The sequence below is a fragment of the Salinicoccus hispanicus genome (assembly GCF_009831115.1).
GTDB lineage: Bacteria > Bacillota > Bacilli > Staphylococcales > Salinicoccaceae > Salinicoccus > Salinicoccus hispanicus.
The window spans coordinates 462207-482546 of sequence record NZ_WUUK01000002.1; the positions used below are offsets into that span (position 1 = coordinate 462207).

At 46.7% G+C, this 20340-nt stretch carries 20 protein-coding genes; 16 read left to right on the plus strand and 4 right to left on the minus strand.

The window, feature by feature from the left end; translation table 11 throughout:
• Positions 1-41 precede the first annotated feature (41 nt).
• Positions 42-749, minus strand: coding sequence for a GntR family transcriptional regulator (locus GQ671_RS07155; protein WP_160655068.1), 708 nt, complete (start codon positions 747-749; stop codon positions 42-44).
• A gap of 166 nt (positions 750-915) precedes the next feature.
• On the opposite strand from GQ671_RS07155, the gene GQ671_RS07160 reads away from it, so the two are divergent.
• The 5 genes from GQ671_RS07160 to GQ671_RS07180 all read left to right on the plus strand — a co-directional run bounded on the left by GQ671_RS07160 (position 916) and on the right by GQ671_RS07180 (position 7975).
• On the plus strand, positions 916-2832 hold the full coding sequence (locus tag GQ671_RS07160; protein WP_160654780.1) for a beta-glucoside-specific PTS transporter subunit IIABC: 1917 nt from the start codon (positions 916-918) through the stop codon (positions 2830-2832).
• 10 nt (positions 2833-2842) lie between these two features.
• Positions 2843-4309: a 6-phospho-beta-glucosidase gene (locus GQ671_RS07165; RefSeq protein WP_160654783.1), complete on the plus strand. Its 1467-nt coding sequence runs from the start codon at positions 2843-2845 to the stop codon at positions 4307-4309.
• 539 nt (positions 4310-4848) lie between these two features.
• A complete protein-coding gene (locus GQ671_RS07170) occupies positions 4849-5517 on the plus strand; it encodes an N-acetylmannosamine-6-phosphate 2-epimerase (RefSeq protein ID WP_160654786.1) in 669 nt (222 codons plus the stop codon).
• A gap of 42 nt (positions 5518-5559) precedes the next feature.
• On the plus strand, positions 5560-6387 hold the full coding sequence (locus GQ671_RS07175) for a MurR/RpiR family transcriptional regulator (protein ID WP_322789463.1): 828 nt from the start codon (positions 5560-5562) through the stop codon (positions 6385-6387).
• A 37-nt stretch (positions 6388-6424) separates the two neighbouring features.
• A complete protein-coding gene (locus GQ671_RS07180; protein WP_160654791.1) occupies positions 6425-7975 on the plus strand; it encodes a maltose/glucose-specific PTS transporter subunit IIC in 1551 nt (516 codons plus the stop codon).
• Positions 7976-8023: 48 nt separating this feature from the next.
• On the opposite strand, the gene GQ671_RS07185 is transcribed toward GQ671_RS07180, so the two are convergent.
• Positions 8024-9064, minus strand: coding sequence for an acyltransferase family protein (locus GQ671_RS07185; RefSeq protein ID WP_160654794.1), 1041 nt, complete (start codon positions 9062-9064; stop codon positions 8024-8026).
• A gap of 169 nt (positions 9065-9233) precedes the next feature.
• Here GQ671_RS07185 and nadX point away from each other — a divergent pair, with 169 nt between their 5' ends.
• The 3 genes from nadX to GQ671_RS07200 all read left to right on the plus strand — a co-directional run bounded on the left by nadX (position 9234) and on the right by GQ671_RS07200 (position 11416).
• Positions 9234-10013: an aspartate dehydrogenase gene (nadX, locus tag GQ671_RS07190; RefSeq protein WP_160654797.1), complete on the plus strand. Its 780-nt coding sequence runs from the start codon at positions 9234-9236 to the stop codon at positions 10011-10013.
• 62 nt (positions 10014-10075) lie between these two features.
• Positions 10076-10633 (plus strand): dihydrofolate reductase family protein, encoded by a 558-nt coding sequence (locus GQ671_RS07195; RefSeq protein WP_160654800.1) that lies wholly within the window; start codon positions 10076-10078, stop codon positions 10631-10633.
• Positions 10634-10681: 48 nt separating this feature from the next.
• Positions 10682-11416, plus strand: coding sequence for an MBL fold metallo-hydrolase (locus GQ671_RS07200; RefSeq protein WP_160654803.1), 735 nt, complete (start codon positions 10682-10684; stop codon positions 11414-11416).
• Positions 11417-11510: 94 nt separating this feature from the next.
• On the opposite strand, the gene GQ671_RS07205 is transcribed toward GQ671_RS07200, so the two are convergent.
• Positions 11511-12827, minus strand: coding sequence for a S8 family peptidase (locus GQ671_RS07205; RefSeq protein WP_160654806.1), 1317 nt, complete (start codon positions 12825-12827; stop codon positions 11511-11513).
• 206 nt (positions 12828-13033) lie between these two features.
• On the opposite strand from GQ671_RS07205, the gene GQ671_RS07210 reads away from it, so the two are divergent.
• Positions 13034-13459, plus strand: coding sequence for a CBS domain-containing protein (locus GQ671_RS07210; protein WP_160654809.1), 426 nt, complete (start codon positions 13034-13036; stop codon positions 13457-13459).
• Between the two features lie 62 nt (positions 13460-13521).
• On the opposite strand, the gene GQ671_RS07215 is transcribed toward GQ671_RS07210, so the two are convergent.
• Positions 13522-14415 (minus strand): phosphotransferase family protein, encoded by an 894-nt coding sequence (locus GQ671_RS07215; protein WP_160654813.1) that lies wholly within the window; start codon positions 14413-14415, stop codon positions 13522-13524.
• A 296-nt stretch (positions 14416-14711) separates the two neighbouring features.
• Between GQ671_RS07215 and GQ671_RS07220 the strand changes: the two genes are divergently transcribed.
• From GQ671_RS07220 to GQ671_RS07250, 7 genes are all read left to right on the plus strand, one after another.
• Positions 14712-15233, plus strand: a complete 522-nt coding sequence (locus GQ671_RS07220) for a LolA family protein (RefSeq protein WP_160654814.1) — start codon at positions 14712-14714, stop codon at positions 15231-15233.
• A 482-nt stretch (positions 15234-15715) separates the two neighbouring features.
• Positions 15716-16456 (plus strand): GntR family transcriptional regulator, encoded by a 741-nt coding sequence (locus tag GQ671_RS07225; RefSeq protein ID WP_160654817.1) that lies wholly within the window; start codon positions 15716-15718, stop codon positions 16454-16456.
• 129 nt (positions 16457-16585) lie between these two features.
• Positions 16586-17005: a phosphonate C-P lyase system protein PhnG gene (locus GQ671_RS07230; protein ID WP_160654820.1), complete on the plus strand. Its 420-nt coding sequence runs from the start codon at positions 16586-16588 to the stop codon at positions 17003-17005.
• Positions 17006-17025: 20 nt separating this feature from the next.
• A complete protein-coding gene (gene phnH, locus GQ671_RS07235) occupies positions 17026-17577 on the plus strand; it encodes a phosphonate C-P lyase system protein PhnH (protein WP_170288666.1) in 552 nt (183 codons plus the stop codon).
• On the plus strand, positions 17578-18648 hold the full coding sequence (locus GQ671_RS07240; protein ID WP_160654826.1) for a carbon-phosphorus lyase complex subunit PhnI: 1071 nt from the start codon (positions 17578-17580) through the stop codon (positions 18646-18648).
• The gene (locus GQ671_RS07245; RefSeq protein ID WP_160654829.1) at positions 18645-19487 is read left to right on the plus strand and encodes an alpha-D-ribose 1-methylphosphonate 5-phosphate C-P-lyase PhnJ; all 843 of its coding nucleotides are present in this window, start codon (positions 18645-18647) and stop codon (positions 19485-19487) included. The genes GQ671_RS07240 and GQ671_RS07245 overlap by 4 nt, the downstream gene beginning before the upstream one ends.
• Positions 19484-20326 (plus strand): ATP-binding cassette domain-containing protein, encoded by an 843-nt coding sequence (locus tag GQ671_RS07250; RefSeq protein WP_160654832.1) that lies wholly within the window; start codon positions 19484-19486, stop codon positions 20324-20326. The genes GQ671_RS07245 and GQ671_RS07250 overlap by 4 nt, the downstream gene beginning before the upstream one ends.
• Positions 20327-20340: the final 14 nt, after the last annotated feature.

The window sequence follows — 20340 nt, forward strand, 5'->3', positions numbered from 1 at the left end:
CGATTTCCATTCCCATGGGATATCGAGGAGGGTGTTTTGTCTCACGAAAGACTGTTGATCTGCAGATAGAACTGTGCTTCCTGGAAATTATAGACAAGCTTTGAATAATCGAATGCTTCACCATTTGTAAGGTGATAGACCGATTCATAATACATGCCGGGATCTCCGGTTCTCAATGCCAGCAAATTCGCTTCGGTTTTTGTGAGTTTACCGATGTGGAAGAAGTTATCCGAGAAGCCGATTTCCAATTTCAATCCTTCTTTCAGATAATTGAATATGGATTCGGAAACAATCTGTTCATTCAGAAAAGGAACGACTGATTTCTTATAGTATGATTCTTCAATGCACAGGCGTTGTCCATGGATGAAACGCAGGCGTTTTACATAATAGACTTCTTCTTCAGCTGAAATCGAGAGATTGGTCATGACTTCTTCCGAGGGGTTCATCACTTCAAGTTTAAGGACTTCAGATGTAAGCTGGAATTCATCAAGACCGGATCTGAATCCCTGATTTTCATCAAGGTTGATATATCCTTTTCTCTTATGTCGTCTGACAAAAATACCGCTGCCTCTCACCTGATAGATGATTCCTTTCATCTCCAGCAGCTCAAGTGCTTTTGTGATTGTACTTTTGCTGACTTCATACTTTCTTCTGAGCTCTTCAAGCACAGGAAGCTTATCTCCCTGCTTTAATCTATTGTGAACGATGTAGTGTTCTATATCTTCAGCAATTCTCTGGTATTTCAGCATCTTATCCTTCATCTTATAACATTCCTTTATTTAGCCATCTATATATGTTCCTTTATATTATAACACCGATGAAGCAATGATTTGTTTAAAATCAATTATATTTGTCTTGATAAATTATACCGGTACAATTATAATTAACTCAAACAAACAAAAGGGTGTGGTATAAATGTCAGGGAAGGTAAGAGATTATCCGAAACTCGCCAGAGATATTCTGGATGCAGTCGGTGGGAAAGAAAATGTCTCGAATGTTGCGAGATGCGCGACACGATTACGCATAGTTTTGAAAGAAGATCGTCCTGAAGCCAAGAAGGTGGTTTCCGAGATGCCTGGAGTCATCAGTGTCGTGGAAAGGGGCGGGCAGTTCCAGGTTGTCATCGGACAGCATGTCGGTGAGGTCTATCAGGCGTTTCTCGATCTGACGGATCTGGATTCGAATACCCAGGTGGAAGGTGAAAAGCCGCAAGGGACGATTGTGAACCGGGTCATTGCCACCATGTCAGCCGTATTTGCGCCATTCATCTACATTTTAGCGGCGGCCGGTATTCTGCAGGGGCTGCTGATTCTGATAAACCTCGTCGTTCCGGCGTTTGCGGAAACGGGAACATATGAAGTGTTCAGTCTGATTTCATGGGCACCGTTCGTATTCCTGCCCATCCTGATTGCAATTACAGCTTCGAAGCACTTCAGATCGAACACCTACATTGCAATTGCTGCCACTGGCGCACTGGTGAGTCCGACGCTGACTGAATTGGCTGGCCGTGTCGGTGAAGGGGAGACGGTTTCGTTTATCGGGTTTGCGCTCAGTGAAACCACCTATACATCAACTGTCCTGCCGGCTTTATTCCTGGTGTGGGGGTTATCGTACCTGGAAAGATTCCTCGATAGGATCATGAATGAAACGATCCGTCCACTGTTCACGCCGTTTTTCGCGCTCATCATCGCAGTGCCTCTGGCGTTGCTGGTGATCGGTCCGGTGACGGCAGCTGGAGCGAACCTGATTGCGGACGGATACAACGTCCTATCCAATAGTTTTCCTGCATTGGCCGGTGCCCTGATCGGCGCATTCTGGCAGGTCTTCGTCATCTTCGGTGTGCACTGGGGTATTACGCCGATGGTACTCGCCAACTATGACCAGTACGGCATGGATTCCTTCCAGGCCTATCAGACGATTGCTGTCATCGCCCAGGTGGGTGCGGTACTCGGAGTGATCATCAAAACGAAACGCAAAGAAATTAAACAGGTGGGGACGTCTGCTGCCGTAACCGGTCTCTTCGGCATCACGGAGCCGGCCATCTACGGTATCACACTGAGATTCAAGAAGCCATTCATCATCGGAAGCATCTCCGGTGCGATCGGATGTATCGTAGCAAGCTTTTTCAATCCATACTACTTCGCATATGCAGGGCTTCCGGGTCCACTGACGCTCGTCAATGCCATCAGTTCCGACTATCCATCCTCGATCTGGGGTGTACTCATCGGTGTGGCCATCGCCATCGTCCTGCCGGTTATCCTGATCCAGATATTCGGATACGGCGATGACACGGCCAAACAGGCGGGAAGCGACGAACTGGTCGAGGAGCAGAATGAAACCGGTGACCTCGAGACATCTGCGCCAACAGCAAAGAATGTAATGAACGAAGAGAACGTATTGATACCAGTCAAAGGCAGTCTCGTGAGACTTGAAGATATTCCGGATCAGGTATTCGCCTCTGGAGCCATGGGCAAAGGTGTAGCGATCGAGCCGGAGGATGACAAGGTGACAGCACCATTTGAAGGCGAAGTCACATTTATCGCCCCGAGCAAGCATGCCATCGGGCTCAGGTCGATGGGCGGCGTGGAAGTGCTGATACATGTCGGACTGGATACGGTGGAACTGGATGGGAAGCCGTTCAATATCGAAGTATCCGTCGGGGATCATGTACAAGCCGGGGATCTGCTGATGGCATTCGACAGGGAGATGATAGACCAGAAGGGTCTCAGAGCGCTCATACCGGTAATCGTGACGAACACGAAAGATTATGCAGATATCGTATTATCAGAGACGATTGCTGCTGACAAAATCATGCTGACAATAGTAAAATAGGAGGATTTTCATGAGTAGATTTCCAGAAGATTTCAAATGGGGCGGCGCATTCGCCGCCCACCAGTTCGAAGGTGGCTGGGACCAGGACGGTAAGGGTCCAAGTGTCGTGGATGTAATGACGGCAGGTGCACATGGTGTACCGAGGGAGATTACGGAAACAATCGAGGCAGGCAAGTTCTATCCGAATCATGAAGCAGTTGATTTCTACAATAATTATGAAAGTGATGTAAAGCTGTTTTCCGAAATGGGACTGCAGTGTCTGCGGACATCCATCGCCTGGTCGAGAATATTTCCCAGGGGAGATGAATCCGAGCCGAACGAAGCCGGTCTGAAATTCTATGATGACCTGTTTGATGAATTGCTCAAATATGATATAGATCCTGTCATTACACTTTCCCACTTTGAAATGCCGCTTCATATCGCAAGGGAATACGGCGGATTCAAAAGCCGCGAGACTGTAGGCTTCTTTGTCAAATTCGCTGAAACCGTCTTTGAAAGGTACAAGGATAAAGTGAAGTATTGGATGACTTTCAATGAAATCAACAATAAGATGGACTATAATAACCCAATCTTCCTCTGGACGAATTCCGGTGTCAGTGTAGAAGAAGGTGAAAATCCGAAAGAAGTCATGTATACGGCAGGACACCATGAACTGTTGGCCAGTGCTTTGGCTGTAGCGAAAGGCAAGGAAATCAATCCAGAGTTTCAGATCGGCGGTATGGTCTCCCACGTGCCAATCTATCCATACTCTGCCAGACCGGATGATGTGATGCTTGCAGAGGAATACATGAGACATCGTTATTTCTTCCCTGATGTACATGTACGGGGAGAATATCCAAAGTATGCACTCAAGGAATTCGAGAGGGAAGGACTGAATATTCCAATCCTGGATGGTGACGAGGAAATATTGAGAAATGGAATTGTCGACTACCTCGGTTTCAGCTACTATATGTCCACTACGGTAGATAGCCAGGTCACCGCAGACAATAAAGGGGACATAGTGAACGGCGGGCTCCCGCATGGCGTCGACAATCCATTCATCAAATCCAGCGACTGGGGCTGGGCGATCGATCCAGTCGGCCTGCGCTATGCACTGAACCGCCTGTATGACCGCTATCAGATTCCACTGTTCATTGTGGAAAACGGATTTGGTGCCGTAGACAATGTGGAAGCAGACGGGACCATCCAGGATGATGCCCGTATAGAGTATCTGAGTGCCCATATTGAAGAGATGGAAAAAGCAGTGAACTACGATGGTGTGGAACTGATCGGGTATACACCGTGGGGCGTCATGGATATCGTTTCATTCACCACAGGTGAAATGAAGAAGCGGTACGGCATGATCCATGTCGATCGTGACAATGAAGGAAATGGTACGATGAAGCGGAGCAAGAAGGCCTCTTTTGAATGGTACAGGTCTGTAATAGAATCAAATGGTTCCGAACTGAAATCGAGAGTATCGACAGAACTTTCCTGAATAGCGACGGAAGTTGCAACCAGGAACTGTTTTTCAACATAAAAAGCCGATTGAAAGATATGGCTTTGATATGGCATATGTAAAAAGATGTCGCAGGCTTTAACCAGCCTGCGACATCTTTTTTTAATATACTGCTTCTTTATCAGCGCTTCAGCATCGCGTTCTTTGTAGAAGCGTCCCGCCTGTTCTTATGCATATAGAGCAGTACATTCTGACTTGGCTTCTCGATGAAATTGATGCGCCTATATGACAGATCGGAACCTAGTTTAAAATGATAAAGGCGGTGAAATTTATGAGAACCATCGAATATAAAGAGTACATACAATTAGATACAGGGCGTTATATAGTAATTTAATACACAATTTCATGGGTATTATAAATAACTCTCTCAACTAGGCCAGTTGAAAGATTTTTATTTTCTTAAAAGTATAATTGGATTCTTTTAATGATTTTTAATTGTCAAAATAAAATTTATTTTGACAATTAAAAATCAAAATGATATATTGTTTGAAAGCGTTTACTGTAAAGGTGGTATAAAGATGTACGATTTGCAAAATCTAAAAGGATCATTAATCGTTTCCTGTCAAGCTCTCGAAGATGAACCTCTACATAGTTCACACATTATGAGCAAAATGGCATTGGCAGCCTCCCAGGGTGGGGCAAAAGGAATAAGAGCTAACACTGTAAAAGATATAAAGGCGATAAAAAAGGAAGTGGATCTTCCCATCATAGGCATCATAAAGAGAGATTTTGAAGATAGCGGTGTCTATATTACACCTACAATGGAAGAGGTGGACGCGCTGGTGGGGGAAGGTATGGAGATTGTCGCTCTGGATGCTACAAAGATCACCAGACCGGAAGGTAGTCACTTTGTAGATTTCTTTGCGAGAGTTAAGGAGAAGTACCCTGAACAGATCTTCATGGCTGACGTCTCCACTGTAGAGGAAGGCATTGAAGCGGAAAAGGCGGGAGTGAATATTGTAGCAACCACCCTCGTTGGATACACCGAACATTCGGAAGGTGATACCCCATTGGAGACTCTTCAGAAAATGGTGGAAGTAATTTCTGTTCCTGTAATAGCTGAAGGCAATATGGACACTCCGGAAAAAGCAGCCAAAGCACTTGAACTGGGCGCATATGCTGTTGTGGTCGGTAGTGCAATTACACGGCCACAACTGATAACCGAGAAGTTTGTAAAAGCATTATAGCATTCAATGATGACAGGTTTTGAAATGAAAGGAGTGGATGTAGTGGCAGAAGATCTGAAAGCGACCATCCGATTGGAGCAATATAAAAATAGCTATACGAAATCCGAATCCAAAATCTACGATTACATCATCGCAAAAACCGACCTGGTCATCTACCACTCCCTGACAGAGCTTGCCGAGTCGTGTGGTGTGGGAGAGGCCACGGTGCTACGCTTCTTCAGAAAAATCGGATACAAAGGTTTTCAGGAATTCAAGTTCTCGCTCGCCAAGGAAGTCGATTTGGCAGGCGATGAAGAAGACAATGATTCATATATTTTCAAAGTTAAGCAGAACATGGTCAATGCGATTGAAAATTCCTATGAAGTAATAGAGGAAGAAGCGCTCGAAAAGGCGATAGAAATCCTGGATCACGCGAAAGATGTAGTCGCATTTGGAGTGGGCGCTTCGTCCATCGCTGCACTTGATATGCAAAACAGGCTGCTCAGGATTGGAAAGAATATTGAAGTCTTCGGGGATCCCCATTCACAAGTAATGAGGACGGCTTCCATGGACAGTGGAACGGCAGTGATTGCCATCAGTATCACAGGCAGTACAAAAGACACTGTAGATAGTGTGCGTGCAGCGAAAGAGAAGGGCGCCAGAGTAATCGCAATTACCAATTACAGTAGATCACCGCTGACAAAGCATGCCGACTGTATACTCAAATCTTCGGCAAAGGAGAGTCCATTAGATAGTGGATCATTGATATCCAAAGTGTCTCAACTGTTTGTTATCGATCTGATCTGTACCGGTCTTACGATCAATAATTTCAAAAAGGCAGAAGAAACAAAGATGAACATATCTGAAAACATTTCAAATAAATTGTACTAAAAAATCAGCAGAAAATATATTATGAGAGGTGAAATTTATGAAAAATCTATTCTCTAAAGCACAGTCATTCGGAAAATCCTTCATGCTGCCCATAGCGATACTCCCCGCAGCCGGTCTGCTCCTCGGTATTGGTGGTGCCTTATCCAATCCCAATACAATTGCGGCCTATCCGATCCTGGATATAGTATGGCTTCAAAGTCTGTTCAGCATAATGGCTGCTGCCGGCAGCATCGTCTTTGCCAATCTGCCCATCATTTTTGCGGTCGGTGTGGCCATCGGTCTGGCAAGGAATGATAAAGGCACCGCTGGGCTGGCAGCAGTACTAGGCTATTTCGTTATGCATGCGACCATCAACGCTATACTTGCCATCACCGGTAGCCTTGCAGAAGATAATCTGGCAGCTGTCGGCCAAGGGACGACTGTAGGAATACAAAGTCTTGAGACAGGTGTGTTCGGCGGGATCATCGTCGGTATTATGACGTCCATCCTACATAATAGGTACTATAAGATTACTTTGCCTCAGTTCCTGGGATTTTTCGGCGGATCCAGATTCGTCCCGATCATCACTTCCTTTTCTGCCATGTTTCTGGGTATAGCAATGTACTTCATCTGGCCACCTATCCAGTCGGTAATCTTCAGTGCAGGGGATCTTGTGACCGGTACAGGTGCACTCGGTACATTCTTCTTTGGACTGATTCTGAGGCTTCTTGGGCCTTTTGGGCTTCACCATATATTCTACCTGCCATTCTGGCAAACAGGTCTGGGAGGATCACTGGAAGTTGGTGGACAGTTGATTCAGGGCACGCAAAACATATTCTTTGCCCAACTTGCTGATCCTGATGTGGAAAAGTTCTTTGAAGGCACATCCCGTTTCATGTCAGGAAGATTCATCACCATGATGTTCGGCCTGCTGGGTGCATGTCTCGCAATCTACCATACTGCAAAGCCTGAGAACAAAAAAGTGGTGGGAGGTCTGATGCTTTCTGCCGGTCTCACTTCCTTCTTCACAGGCATTACAGAGCCAATAGAATTTTCATTCCTTTTTGTAGCCCCAATCCTTTACGTCATCCATGCATTTTATGATGGACTGGCATTCATGATGGCTGACATCTTCAGCATTACAATCGGACAGACCTTCAGTGGCGGATTCATTGACTACATCCTATTCGGTGTACTTCAAGGAAATGAAAAAACAAACTTCCTTTATGTCATCCCGATTGGCATTGTCTGGTTCTTGCTGTATTACGTAACATTCCGCTTCCTGATACAGAAAATGAAATTGAAGACACCAGGAAGGGAAGAAGAGGATATGACGCAGATCGTCAATGCCAACGAGCGTACTCTGGTACTGGCAAAAGGTCTTGGTGGTAAAGATAATATCAGTGAACTGGACAACTGTGCGACACGTTTGAGAGTGACATTGAAAGATATGGACCAGGTCGATGAGGGAGCAATAAAGTCCACAGGTTCAAATGGCATCGTCAAAAAAGGAAACGGCATTCAGGTCATTTATGGACCACAAGTCAGTAATATCAAGAATGATCTCGAAGAATATTTGAATCAGGAGAAAGATGGTAAAAATAATTAACTTAAAAGCGTTCATGCACTATGAGAGGCATCTCACTGGGCATGAACGCTATTTTTTGATCAGGGGATGCTTCAAATATCCCTCCCGCTTGTCCTTATACATGCCAAGCAGTACATTCTGACTTGGCTTCTCGATGTACTGGTGGATGCCGTAGGCGATCAACACGCTTGCCAAAAATGGCACAAGAATGAAAGTGATGCTCAGAAACCCGGCAGATTCCATCTTGTATATGATGACATAGCCGATATTCTGATGGACCAGATACAAGGGATAGGATATGGTACCGAAGAATAGCAGTATCGGGGAGTTCAACCACTGCATCCTGTTCATCAGGATAAGCTGGAAGAGGATGACAAACAGTATGGAGAACAGCCCGTTGGTGATCCCTTCAAATATGAAGTCGTAGCCGATGGCCAGAGTGATCATTCCATAGTACCGCTTGGACCCGCCATGCTGCCATATGCAGTAGAACATCATGCCGATGATGAACATCTGGCTGTAGTTCGACATGGAGTACTTCTCGATGAAGGCAGTCAGGTCGGTTGCCAGAGCAGCGTTCATCATTCGAATGAAAGTGGACGCAGCAAGCCAGGTTCCGGCAATCACCATCGTCTTCTTTACCAATCCCATAGACAATAGAATGGCCATGATGATATAGAACGTCATCTCTACCCTGAGCGTCCAGTAGACACCGTCGACATTTTTTACAGCCGGTATGAAGTCCTGCAGCATGGTCAGGTTGACCATCGCTTCAGGAAATGTCGTCCGAAGGGATTCTGCTGAAGCCAGGGAAACGATAAGAAATGTCAGTGCAACAGCGAACATATATGCCGGATACAATCTGATGGATCGCTTTATGGCAAAATCCGACACGGATTTCACTTTCATCAGAGACATGTATATGACGAAACCACTGATGATGAAGAAAAGCTGCACGCCATAGTGGCCGAAGGTGAACAGGTCGATCTGTCCCCATTGTTCATGACCGAATTTTTCGTCGTAGTAGACGGTATAATGGTAGAAGACGACAATCAGTGCTGCCAGTCCCCTCAATGAATCGATTTCGGTGAATCTTCTGCGTTGTGACATGGAATGACCTCTCATCAGTTCTTGATTTAAAGTTTATACCCGCAAACAAGATAACTATACATTTCATTATCATTACAATCTGATTGCAGGTCCTTCGATTTAAATGTATGCCTTCCGCCAGTTCGGGTAGAGTAGAAAGGGATACTTAAATGAAGAAAGGGTGAAGATCATGAATATCGGAATCATCGGTGCCGGGGCAATCGCAAATGTGATGCTTGGACGGATCAATCATGATGCGCATGAAAATCTGAAGGTCAATAGTGTGCTCGTCAGGGATATGGAGAAGTATCAGCATCTGGAAAGAGAATTCGGTATACAGCTTTATACCGACCTAGATGACTTTCTGGCCTCGGACATAGACATCGTTGTAGAAGCGGCAAATGTGGAAGTGGCAAAGTCGGTGCTGCCTCAAGTACTGCGTGAAAAGGATGCCATGCTGATCAGTGTGGGTGCACTGGCGGACGGGGAGACCGTGGCACAGCTGATGCAGATCGCAAAAACAAATGATACTGCATTGCATCTGCCATCCGGTGCAATCGGAGGTCTCGATCTCCTGCAGAACGCGCAATCCCACGGAGAACTGGAAAGTGTCAAACTGACGACGCGGAAGCCGGCCGCTGCATTGACATATGAGAGAATAGAAGCGGAAAAGGCGGTCTTCGAAGGCAAGGCGGCAGATGCCATCCAGCATTTTCCGAAAAACATGAATGTCGCTGTCATCCTGGCGATGGCCGGCATCGGCATGGAAAGGACGCAGGTCATACTCATTGCCGACCCGCGTACGGACAAAAACACCCATCATATAGAAGTGAAGGGGGTATTCGGCAAGGCGTCATTCACAATAGAGAATGACCCGCTGCCTGAAAATCAGAACACAAGCTACCTGGCCGCCATCAGCATACTCGGTACACTGGAGAGAATGAACCGCAATTTCATTATTGGTGGCTAGCACCTGCGCGTCCAGTTCCATCAGGGACTGGACTTTTAAATGGTATTGGAAGGAGGACATATATGGAAAATGAAAAACGCCGGGTGGTGCTTGATCTGGCTGTGACGTTGGATGGGTTTATTGAAGGGGAGAATGGAGAAATCGACTGGTGCATCATGGATCCGGATATGGATTTCATGAGCTTTCTGGCCTCGGTCGATACGATTCTTTATGGCAGGAAGAGCTACGAACTGGCAGAATCGCTTAAACCCGGGTCAGATGCTTCTGACGCGGAGGTGGTAATGTGGCAGCTGATGGACAGCAAGGAGAAGTACGTATTTTCGAGAACACAAGACCATTCTCACGATAATATTATCTATATCAATGATGGGATTCCTGAAACGATCAATCGGTTGAAACAGCAGCCGGGAAAAGATCTTTGGCTGTATGGCGGCGCTGAACTGATAACTGTTTTCATCAATCAAGGACTCATCGATGAGTACCGTCTATCCATACATCCGGTCGTGCTTGGCGCAGGCAAGCCATTGTTTGGCAATCTTGATGAACGGCTGAACCTGGACTTGAAAGACACGCGAGTCTTCAAGTCGGGCGTTGTACAGCTGATCTATGGCAGAGATTAGAACGCGTTGGAATAAACTACTTTATCTGGATGAAGCGGAGGTATGTTTATGAAATGTACAGTCATCGGCATGTGGGGCGGTTTTCCGAAGAAGAGTGAACCGACTTCAGGCTATCTCGTCCAAAAGGACGGATTTTCTATACTGCTTGATGCAGGGAGTGGCGTGGCTGCCCATGTACAGAATCATATCGACTTGAATGATCTGCATCATGTTTTCCTCTCCCATTACCATTATGACCATTCCGTCGATATCGGTGCTTTCCTATTCGGACGCATGATCAGTACACAGCTTGGCAGAGTGGATAAGGTGCTCAATTTCTATGGTCCGAGTGACAAAGGCGTCGAGAAACAGGTGAATAAGGTGAAGAACAATAGGTTCCATCCATATGGGAAGGACAGTACATTCAAAGTCGGACCGTTCTCGATTGTGTTTCATAAGAATGCACATACGGTCGAAACATATGCCATGCGCATCACTGATGATAATGGTCGTGTGCTGGTTTATACTGCTGATACAAGCTATAGAAAGAGTCTCATCCGTTTTACAGAGGATGCGGATGTGCTCATATCCGAATGCAGTCTGTACGCCGGAACAGACGGTGAAAAGATGGGGCATATGAATGCCGAGGAAGTTGGGAACCTGGCAGCCAAAGCAGGTGTGAAGAGATTGATTCTTTCCCATCTTCCGCATTATGGTGATCTGGATGAACTCGCTGCTTCTGCGAAAGCAGCCGGCGGGGAGAATGTCACGCTTGCAGAAGCGGGCATGGAGATAGAAGTGTAGAATGAAGTGGTATTATGAAAATCCTGCATAACAGAGAAAGCCGGCCAGTTGAGAGTAAAACTGGTCGGCCATATTTATTTTCAAAGCAATTGAATTACAGTGATTGACTGTCCATTGAGGCGGATTGATGCTGGTTTTCTGCGTAGCGGATTGCCATCTCGACAGCGCTTTCGGCATCAATGTATCCCCACTCATTACCGAATACCGGCTCACCGGTCATCTGCAGGATGCTTTTGACATCATTCGGGCTCAGGTCAGGATTTGCTTCAAGCATCAGCGCAATGACTCCGGCACATACGGGGGTCGCCATCGAAGTGCCGGACATCTGGATATAGTCTTCATCAATGATTTGTTCTGCCAATTCTGTTTCCACTGCAGAACCGGGGGACAGTAGTGAAATGATGTTTGTGCCGGGTGCGTATATATCCGGTTTTACGAACTGGTCGATGGTCGGCCCGCGGCTGGAGAATTCAGCAATCGCATCATCAGAGCGTTCGACTGTATCCTGGTCGTCTGATGCACCGACTGTGATGATGAAGGGATTGATGCCAGGGGTGCCGGTGGTTCCAGCAGCCGGTCCGCTATTTCCTGCGGCGGCACAGACGATCATGCCGCGGTGCCATGCTTCCTGTGCAGCCAGTGACAATGGATCCTCTCTGAATGACTCATAGGCCGGTCCGCCAAGGGAAAGGGAGAGAATACGAATATCGTACGTCTCTTTATTATCCAGACACCATTCGATGCCTCCGATGATGGTCGACAGCTTTCCATCCCCTGCACCATCGAGCACTTTCACACCGACCACGGAGGACTCGGGCGCTGGTCCTTGATACGCTCCGTCGGAGGATGCACCGTTACCCGCTGCATCTCCGGCGCAATGCGTCCCATGCCCATTGTCATCATAGGGTTCAGTCTCCCCATTGATCAGATCGCGGAAGGCAACAAGACGGTTTTCCGGTGTTGTCAGATCGGCATGAGGGTGGATCCCTGTATCAAGAACGGCGATTGTAACGCCCTTTCCGCTTAGGTTGTGTTTCTCTCTGATACCCCGAGCCCCGATCTGTGTATCCGTGATGTCCAGATAAGCTGAAACAGGCCGATCATAGTAGATCCGTTCAATGGCTTCATGATCCTTTACTTCCTTGATCTTTTCCGGTGTAAGCTGACCTTTTGTGCTGTTGATGATACGGATTTCCTGCTCCAGGTGGTTATGGGAATCAATGTTGCATTTTCTGAGCAGATCATCCTTTTCTTCTTCGCCGCAGCTGCGCCTGTATTTTATAATGACAGGAATTTCACTACTGCTTGCTGCCTGAAAAGTGCTTTTTCGACTGATGCGCAGCTGTTCGATCAGACCAGGGTCCAATCTGTTGCCACTTTCTTCGAACCAGATTCTTTTTCTACTGTCCATTCTCTTCTCCTCCTTACTTCTCCAGCGACTGCCAAAAAATCTCATCATCCTTATAAAGCGTTTTTCTTCTACTTGGATTATTTCCATACTATAATTATTTAAACATTCTAGAATCTATTCAACCCTGGAATAATGATTAACTTCCTTTAGAACGTGGTAAATGTATTACATGCAAGATGAATGCAAACCAGAAGGAGGCATTATTGATGAAAGTCAACGAGATTATGACGACTGAAGTCGAAACATGCGGACCTGAAACGACAATCCAGGAAGTGGCATCCAAAATGATGGAACTGGATGTCGGTTCCATTCCTGTCACAGAGGATGGCAACTTGAGAGGCATCATCACAGACCGGGATCTGGTCATCCGGGGCATTGCCGCCCAATTTTCACTCGACACGCCAGTAAATCGCATCCTGTCCTCCGACAATGTAACAGGAACACCGGATATGGATGTGGAAGAAGCAGCAAATATCATGGCACAACAGCAGATTCGCCGTCTGCCAATTATCGAAGACAACAGAGTCGTAGGGATTGTCTCCCTTGGTGACGTGGCAGTGGACGAGGAAGACCCAGAGGACTCCGAAGTAGCACTAGAGGAAATTTCCAAACCAGCAGAACCGGACAAATAGAATAAATAAATACCAGGCCAAGGATTTCCTTGGCCTGGTATTTATTTTGCGCAAAATCCAGTTTATTTCTCATTGTACCAGCTTGGAATCACTGTATTCAGATCATCATACCAATCCAGAATTCCTTCTGCCTGATCTCTGAACACCTGAATCTGTGCTTCACCGAACTGGACACCCCAAGGTAGTGAAGAAAGTGTATTGGTGCAGATATATAGTAGAAGCAGCTGCCAGAAATCATGTGGGATTTTACCATCAAAGTAGCCGTCCACCCGCCCCGCAGCAAAGCGTGGGCTTTGGGCCGCACACCAGACAATTCTATTGAACTCCTCCCATGGCTCGCCAATGTCATGGCGATTGAAGTCGATGATATGCAGGTTCAGATCATCGCCAATGATCATGTTGCCGCAATGGTAGTCCCCGTGGTGGGGCACTTGTGTCCTGTCATTCAAAAGATGACGATGGTCTTCTATGTATTCAATAAACAGATGCCCCTTCTCATATTTATATTCACATTGTTCATATATCCTTATTTTATTATCGATTTTCCGGTTGAACTTCTCTCTCCAGTCCGTTGTAAACTGGACAGTCGGTAGCGCGTGAATTCCTTTAAGATACTCTCCAGCCTCAAATCCCAGTTTATACTGCTGCTCACCAGTGAGGTTGGGCAGCACTTCAGAAGCTTCCTCACCCTCAATCCATTCAAGCAATATGTAGTACCGATCATCCAGTGCCCCATGTTCCACCGGTTTCTGAACCGGAACACCAGCCATTTCACATTTCAAGATCAATTCATATTCTGCTATTTTCTGATTCTCTTTTTCTATTTTGTCTAAGCGAAGTAGAAATTTCTTGCCTTCTTCATCCGTCAAAATGTACTTATCGTCACTCGACCAGCCCTTATCCAGTTTATCGATGGAAGCAATATTGAGATGGGTGAAACGGTCTTTTATGTTCATTGTTCAACCTCCTCGTAAATTGTAGAGTACCTTTTAAAAATATTATAAATGAGTATAACATAGAGCATTTTTGATGATATGCATTATTCAATCGATGAAAATATAAGTGATAGTTCGTATACAAATATAACAAGGTTATTTATTTTCTAGATTATGTAATATATAGACGTAATTTATTGTATACTTAAGTTTATAGAATAATCAGAAAATAATCAGTCATCGGGTGCATGAGAAGTTGAATCAGCATACTGGAGGTGACATGTATAAAGAACTATTATCTCGAATCAAAAGTCACTATGTATTCGAATGGTCGGGCGGATGAGACGTTGACAAGGGAATGGTTCTGTTGGGAGGAAGGCGAGCTCCACACGCGTAAAGAGATAGAACGTGCGGGAGCACCTACACAGTATATAACCGGAAATGATCAGGACGCCATCATCTATATGGAAGGTGAGGATATGGCGATACGGAGTGAAAGTCTCGTGCAGGGCACCAGCCTCCCTGCTTCATCAGAAGTGGTGAAGCAGAAGATTGAGCGGTACAAGAGATCACATAATTCTGCACGGGCGGGGATGGAAGATGTAAACGACAGGAGAGGGCATCGTCTGACCTTCACGCCGAAGCGGGAGACGGCAAATAGCGGTACGAAAGTGGATCTCTGGATCGACTCGGAGCATTGGCTGGTTCTGAAGGAAGTAATGAACCAGAAAGGGCTGCGGATGGTATATGAAGTTGTCACGTTCATTGACGGAATCGAGCCATCGATGGATCTGTTCCACCTGGAACTGCCGGAAGGTGTGGAGATCGTCGATCAGTAGAGCGATGCAAAATAAAGATAGGCTTTTATACAGTATATTTTTGGGGTTTATACTTGAGCTTCTGTAAAGTATGAAGCTATTACAGATGTTATATCTCACAGTTCATTGGCTGGACTTTTAGTACGTCTTTTGATGTCGCCCACCATGACTTTACTTTAAAAATGAAAAATGTTATGTTAATTGTGTTAATAATTATAACCTACGAAAACACTATTTAATTTTTATCATTTTTTTTGTAGTTTCAACTTTTGTGACTGTGGAATGTTTAGTTTATAAGGAGGTTGATACTATGATTCAAATTATTCTTGGATTGGTAGTTAACGCTCTTTATGATCATCTAAAGGTTTTCGTAGGTTATATATATACATAGTATTTAATAGAAAAAGACTTTTAAAGGTTCTTTGCAGAATTCTTTAAAAGTCTTTTTTTACTAAAATTAAGCTACTGTCGTTCGTATATTAATCAAAATCGGAGGATCCACTATGACCCAACCTGATTTCAATATATCCAACGAAAGCATTGTACGGAATGCCATCCAGGAGATGATCATGAACCATGAACTGGAACCGGGTGACAAGCTGCCGAGCGAAAATGAACTGGCTGATTCTTTTAATATGAAGCGGATTGCCGTTAGGAATGCACTGCTTCAGCTGGAGAAGATGGGGCTCCTCGACAGTCGGCAGGGCATCGGCCGTTTTGTGAAGGAAAAGATGCCGGTCATTGAACTGGATATGACGGGGAAGCGCAGCTTCTCTGATAAGATGCATGAGCAGGGGGTCCCTTATGAAAGCCGGGTGATTTTTGCAGATTATGCGAGTGATAAGGAACAGGAGAAACACCGTACTGAACTTGGTGTCGGTGGGGAGGTCGACATATTCAAGGTTGCACGGCTGCGTATCGTTAACCACGTGCCTTGTGCCATCCATATTTCCTTCATCCGTGAGGACGCGGTGCCGGATATCAGCAGGGAGGTGGATCAGTTGTCCTCCATTTTCAACTACTACAATCACAAAGGGTATCGCAATCTGACATCGGGTGGTACGCAGATCCATACGACATTTCCAACTCTCAATGAGCAACGGCAGCTCGAGTGTCATGAACTGGTGCCGCTGATTGTCTATGAATCACATACGTCCGATGTCGATAAAAATCTAAAACTGGAACAGACACGCATCCTTTACCGGAGTGACCTGTTCAAGCACTCCCTCGGTTCTGTGAACTGATCTAAGAAGATGACTTCAAGGTCATCTTCTTTTTTATTCATAAAACACATCCTCTCTTAACAAAGTTTACGCATTCTTAAAATTCACCAGCTTGGCAACAAGTTAGGATGTAGTTATGGAGGGATGACAATGGAAAGAAAACGCTGGACGTCTTTATTCATCAAACATGGAGAAAACGAAGCAATTGAGTTTTTCAATACATATGAAACCCGAGTCGATTTCGATATCATTTCCGAACCGGCTGAAGGGCTGACGATGATCAAGGTCAGGGAGCATGCAGAGAACAGCCTGTTCTACATCGGCGAGATGCTCGTGACGGAAACGAAGATCAGGCAGGGGCAGACGGTCGGACTCGGTGTCGTGAAGGGTTCGCATGCAAAATTGAGTGAAGCACTGAGCTTCATCGACCTGTGTTTCAAACTTGAAGTGCTAAAGGAGGAGCTGGTCGACATTCTGGCTGAACTGGAATTGAAGGAAGCTGAATTTATAAAAAGCAGGACAAACGAAATTCTCAAGACTAAAGTCGATTTCGACATGATGGCGGAATAGGAGGTAATTCTGTGACAACGATGATACATGAAACGCAGCAGCATTACAGAAAGCTGATTGATCTCTTTTCAAGACCCGGTGAAGTGGGAGCGGGCCGGATGGAAATGCCGAATTTTACGCGGTTTTCAGATGCAGTCCTGGCAACGGTAATGACGCTTTTAGATAACGAGATATGCTTCGCGACTACAGCGCAGGGTGACCGTGAGGAGTTCATGACACTGACCGGTGCAAAATGTACGGAAGATTACAGCGTGGCGGATTTTATTGTCATGAAGGAAAGTGATCTGACCGAAGAGATGATGGAGACAATCAAAGCGGGTACACTGGCTTCTCCTGAAAAGTCTGCAACTCTGATCATCGAAGTGGCTTCAATCGGAAGCGGATATTCATATCGCCTTCAGGGTCCCGGCATAAAGACGGTCAATGAAGTTGCCATGAGTCTCGATCCGAAGTGGATGGCAATCCGTGACACGCGATGCATCGAGTTCCCGATCGGCATCGATCTGATTCTGATCGACCGTGATAATCATATGACAGTCATACCGAGAACGACTTCAGTGGAGGTGGTCTAGATGGGTTATGTTGCAGTGAAAGGTGGCACGAAGGCCATTCAGGCATCGGTCCGCATGTACAAGGACAAGCAGCATGCGAAAGGGTTTGAAATTGAGGTTGCCCATATCAAGGCGAACATGAACCAGCTGATCAATCAGATCATGTCGGAGGCAAGTCTATATGACCGCGATCTCGCAGCCCTGTCGATCCTGCAGGCGGAAGGCAACATGGAGGAGGCGGTATTTCTGCTTCGTGCACACCGTTCTACATTGCCGAGGCTCTATTATTCGACAGTGACTAATACGCGTGACATGTTTGTCGAGCGCCGGGTGTCGGCGAGTTTCAAGGACATTCCGGGCGGACAGATCCTCGGTGCTTCCCCGGACTTCACTCATCGTCTGCTGGATGACGACCAGTCATTTACCGGCATGCATGATGAAGCGGTGGAAGCATCATACACCTACTCACTCGATGCACTGCCGAAGGTCATCGACTACCTGGAGCAGGAAGGTCTATTTACCAAAAAGCCGGAAGATGACAATGAACCGGATGATATCACGAAACAGACGATTGAATTCCCGAGCTCGAGAAGTGAACGGCTGCAGTCGCTGACACGCGGTCAGACGGGGGCCGTCACTTCACTCGGCTATGCTGAAATACGCGGGTACGGTTACTCTTCGCATCCAAATATCGGAGAAGTGCGTGTCGGCCAGCAGCCGATGCATATCGATCCGTACGATACGGGTGATGCGTACTATATCGGTGATATCGAGCTGACGGAAGTGGAAGCATTCATGCCTGCCGATGAAGACGAAATGGATGATACGGGCAGTACGGAGAAAACGTTCAAGATCGGCTACGGGCTGACATTCGGTCAGAACGAGACGAAGGCGATCGCCATGAGTGTTCTCGACTACAGTCTGGAGCATCCGGTCGGGAATGCTGCAACAAGTGATGATGAATTTGTATTACTGCATATCGACAGTGTGGAATCCACAGGGTTCATTTCACACCTGAAGCTGCCGCACTATGTCACATTCCAGTCTGTACTCGATCGGGTACGCCAGACGAAGGGAGGGGACGGACAATGAGACAGAATTACGCATTTCTCGATGAGAATTCGAAAAAGGAAATCAGAAGAAAAACACTGAAGGCCATCTCAATACCAGGTTATCAGGTACCGTTCGCTTCAAGGGAACTGCCCATCGCCAGAGGTTGGGGGACAGGGGGCTTGCAGCTGACACTGTCCCTGATCGGACAGGCGGATATACTGAAGGTCATCGACCAGGGATCTGACGAATCGGTCAACGCAGTCAATATCAGACGCCTGATCCAGGATACGACTGGCGTTACGGATACCATCCATACGGATGAGGCGACGCTGATCCAGTCGAGGCACCGGATACCGGAAGTGCCACTGAAACCGTATCAGATCCTGGTGCTGCAAGTGCCGCTTCCGGAGCCACTGCGTCCGGTCGAGCCTTCAGAGCGGATCACCAAGCAGCTCCATGCGGACAAGGAATACAGTGGTGCCTGGCTGAGACTTTTCGAACAGATCATGCGCTACGGCTCCATTACGGATGATGCGGACTACCCGGTGCTTGTGGGCGGCCGCTATGTCATGGCACCGAGTCCCATCCCGAGGTTCGACAATCCGAAACTCGAGGGCAATGATGGGTTGATCCTGCTTGGTGCCGGACGTGAAAAGAAGATCTACGCGGTCCCGCCCTATACGACAGTCACCTCCCTTGCATTCCTGGACCATCCATTCGAAGTGGAGTCATTCGATGATGTGACCTGCCGTGAGTCCGGACTGACGGGCGTCTACATGGATGAGCTGATCGATGAAACGACAGGAGAGACGTACTACATGACGAACGACACAAGCTATATGATCGAAGAAATGAACAAGGAAGGATCTGTGAAATGAAGACAGCGGACAATGTGGCACTCTGTGTCAGGAACTTCAGCAAACACTATGGCGACGGATGCGCCTACTGCATGGATGAAGATGCGGTACTCGACCGGAATATCTGTCCCGAGTGCGGAACCATCCATGCATGCAGCGATATTTCCTTCGATCTTCATAAGGGAGAGATTCTGGGCATCGTCGGGGAGAGCGGCAGTGGCAAGAGCACACTGATGAAGATGCTTTATTTCGACCAGGAGGCCTCCTCCGGTGAATATCATCTGGCTGATTTTCTCGATGGCGATCGAGATGTGCTGAAGCTGTCGAGCCGGCAGAAGCGGCAGATCAGAAATGAAATTCTCGGCATGGTATACCAGAATCCGGTCTACGGGCTCAAAATGGAGTTTTCAGCCATCAGTAATATTGCGGAAAAGCTCATCGCGAGCGGTTCGCGCAATGTCGGTGACATGACAGCGACCGGCGACCACTTTCTCGGGAAGGTGAACATTCCACTGAACCGCAAGTATGAGCCACCGGTAAACTTTTCCGGCGGCATGCAGCAGCGGGTGCAGATCGCCAAGGCGCTGTCCAACTACCCGCCGGTGCTATTGCTTGATGAAGTAACGACGGGGCTCGATCTTTCAGTCCAGGCGGATGTACTTGAACTCATCAAGGAGATCCAGCGGGAGCTCGGCATCAGCATGATCGTCGTTTCCCATGATCTCGCCATCATCCGCATGCTGTGCGACCGTACGATGGTCATGCTGGATGGTTCCGTCATCGAATCGGGCATTACGGATCAGATACTTGAGGACCCGCAGCATGCATACACCCAGCAGCTGGTATATTCAATCCTTTAAGGGAGGACACTATT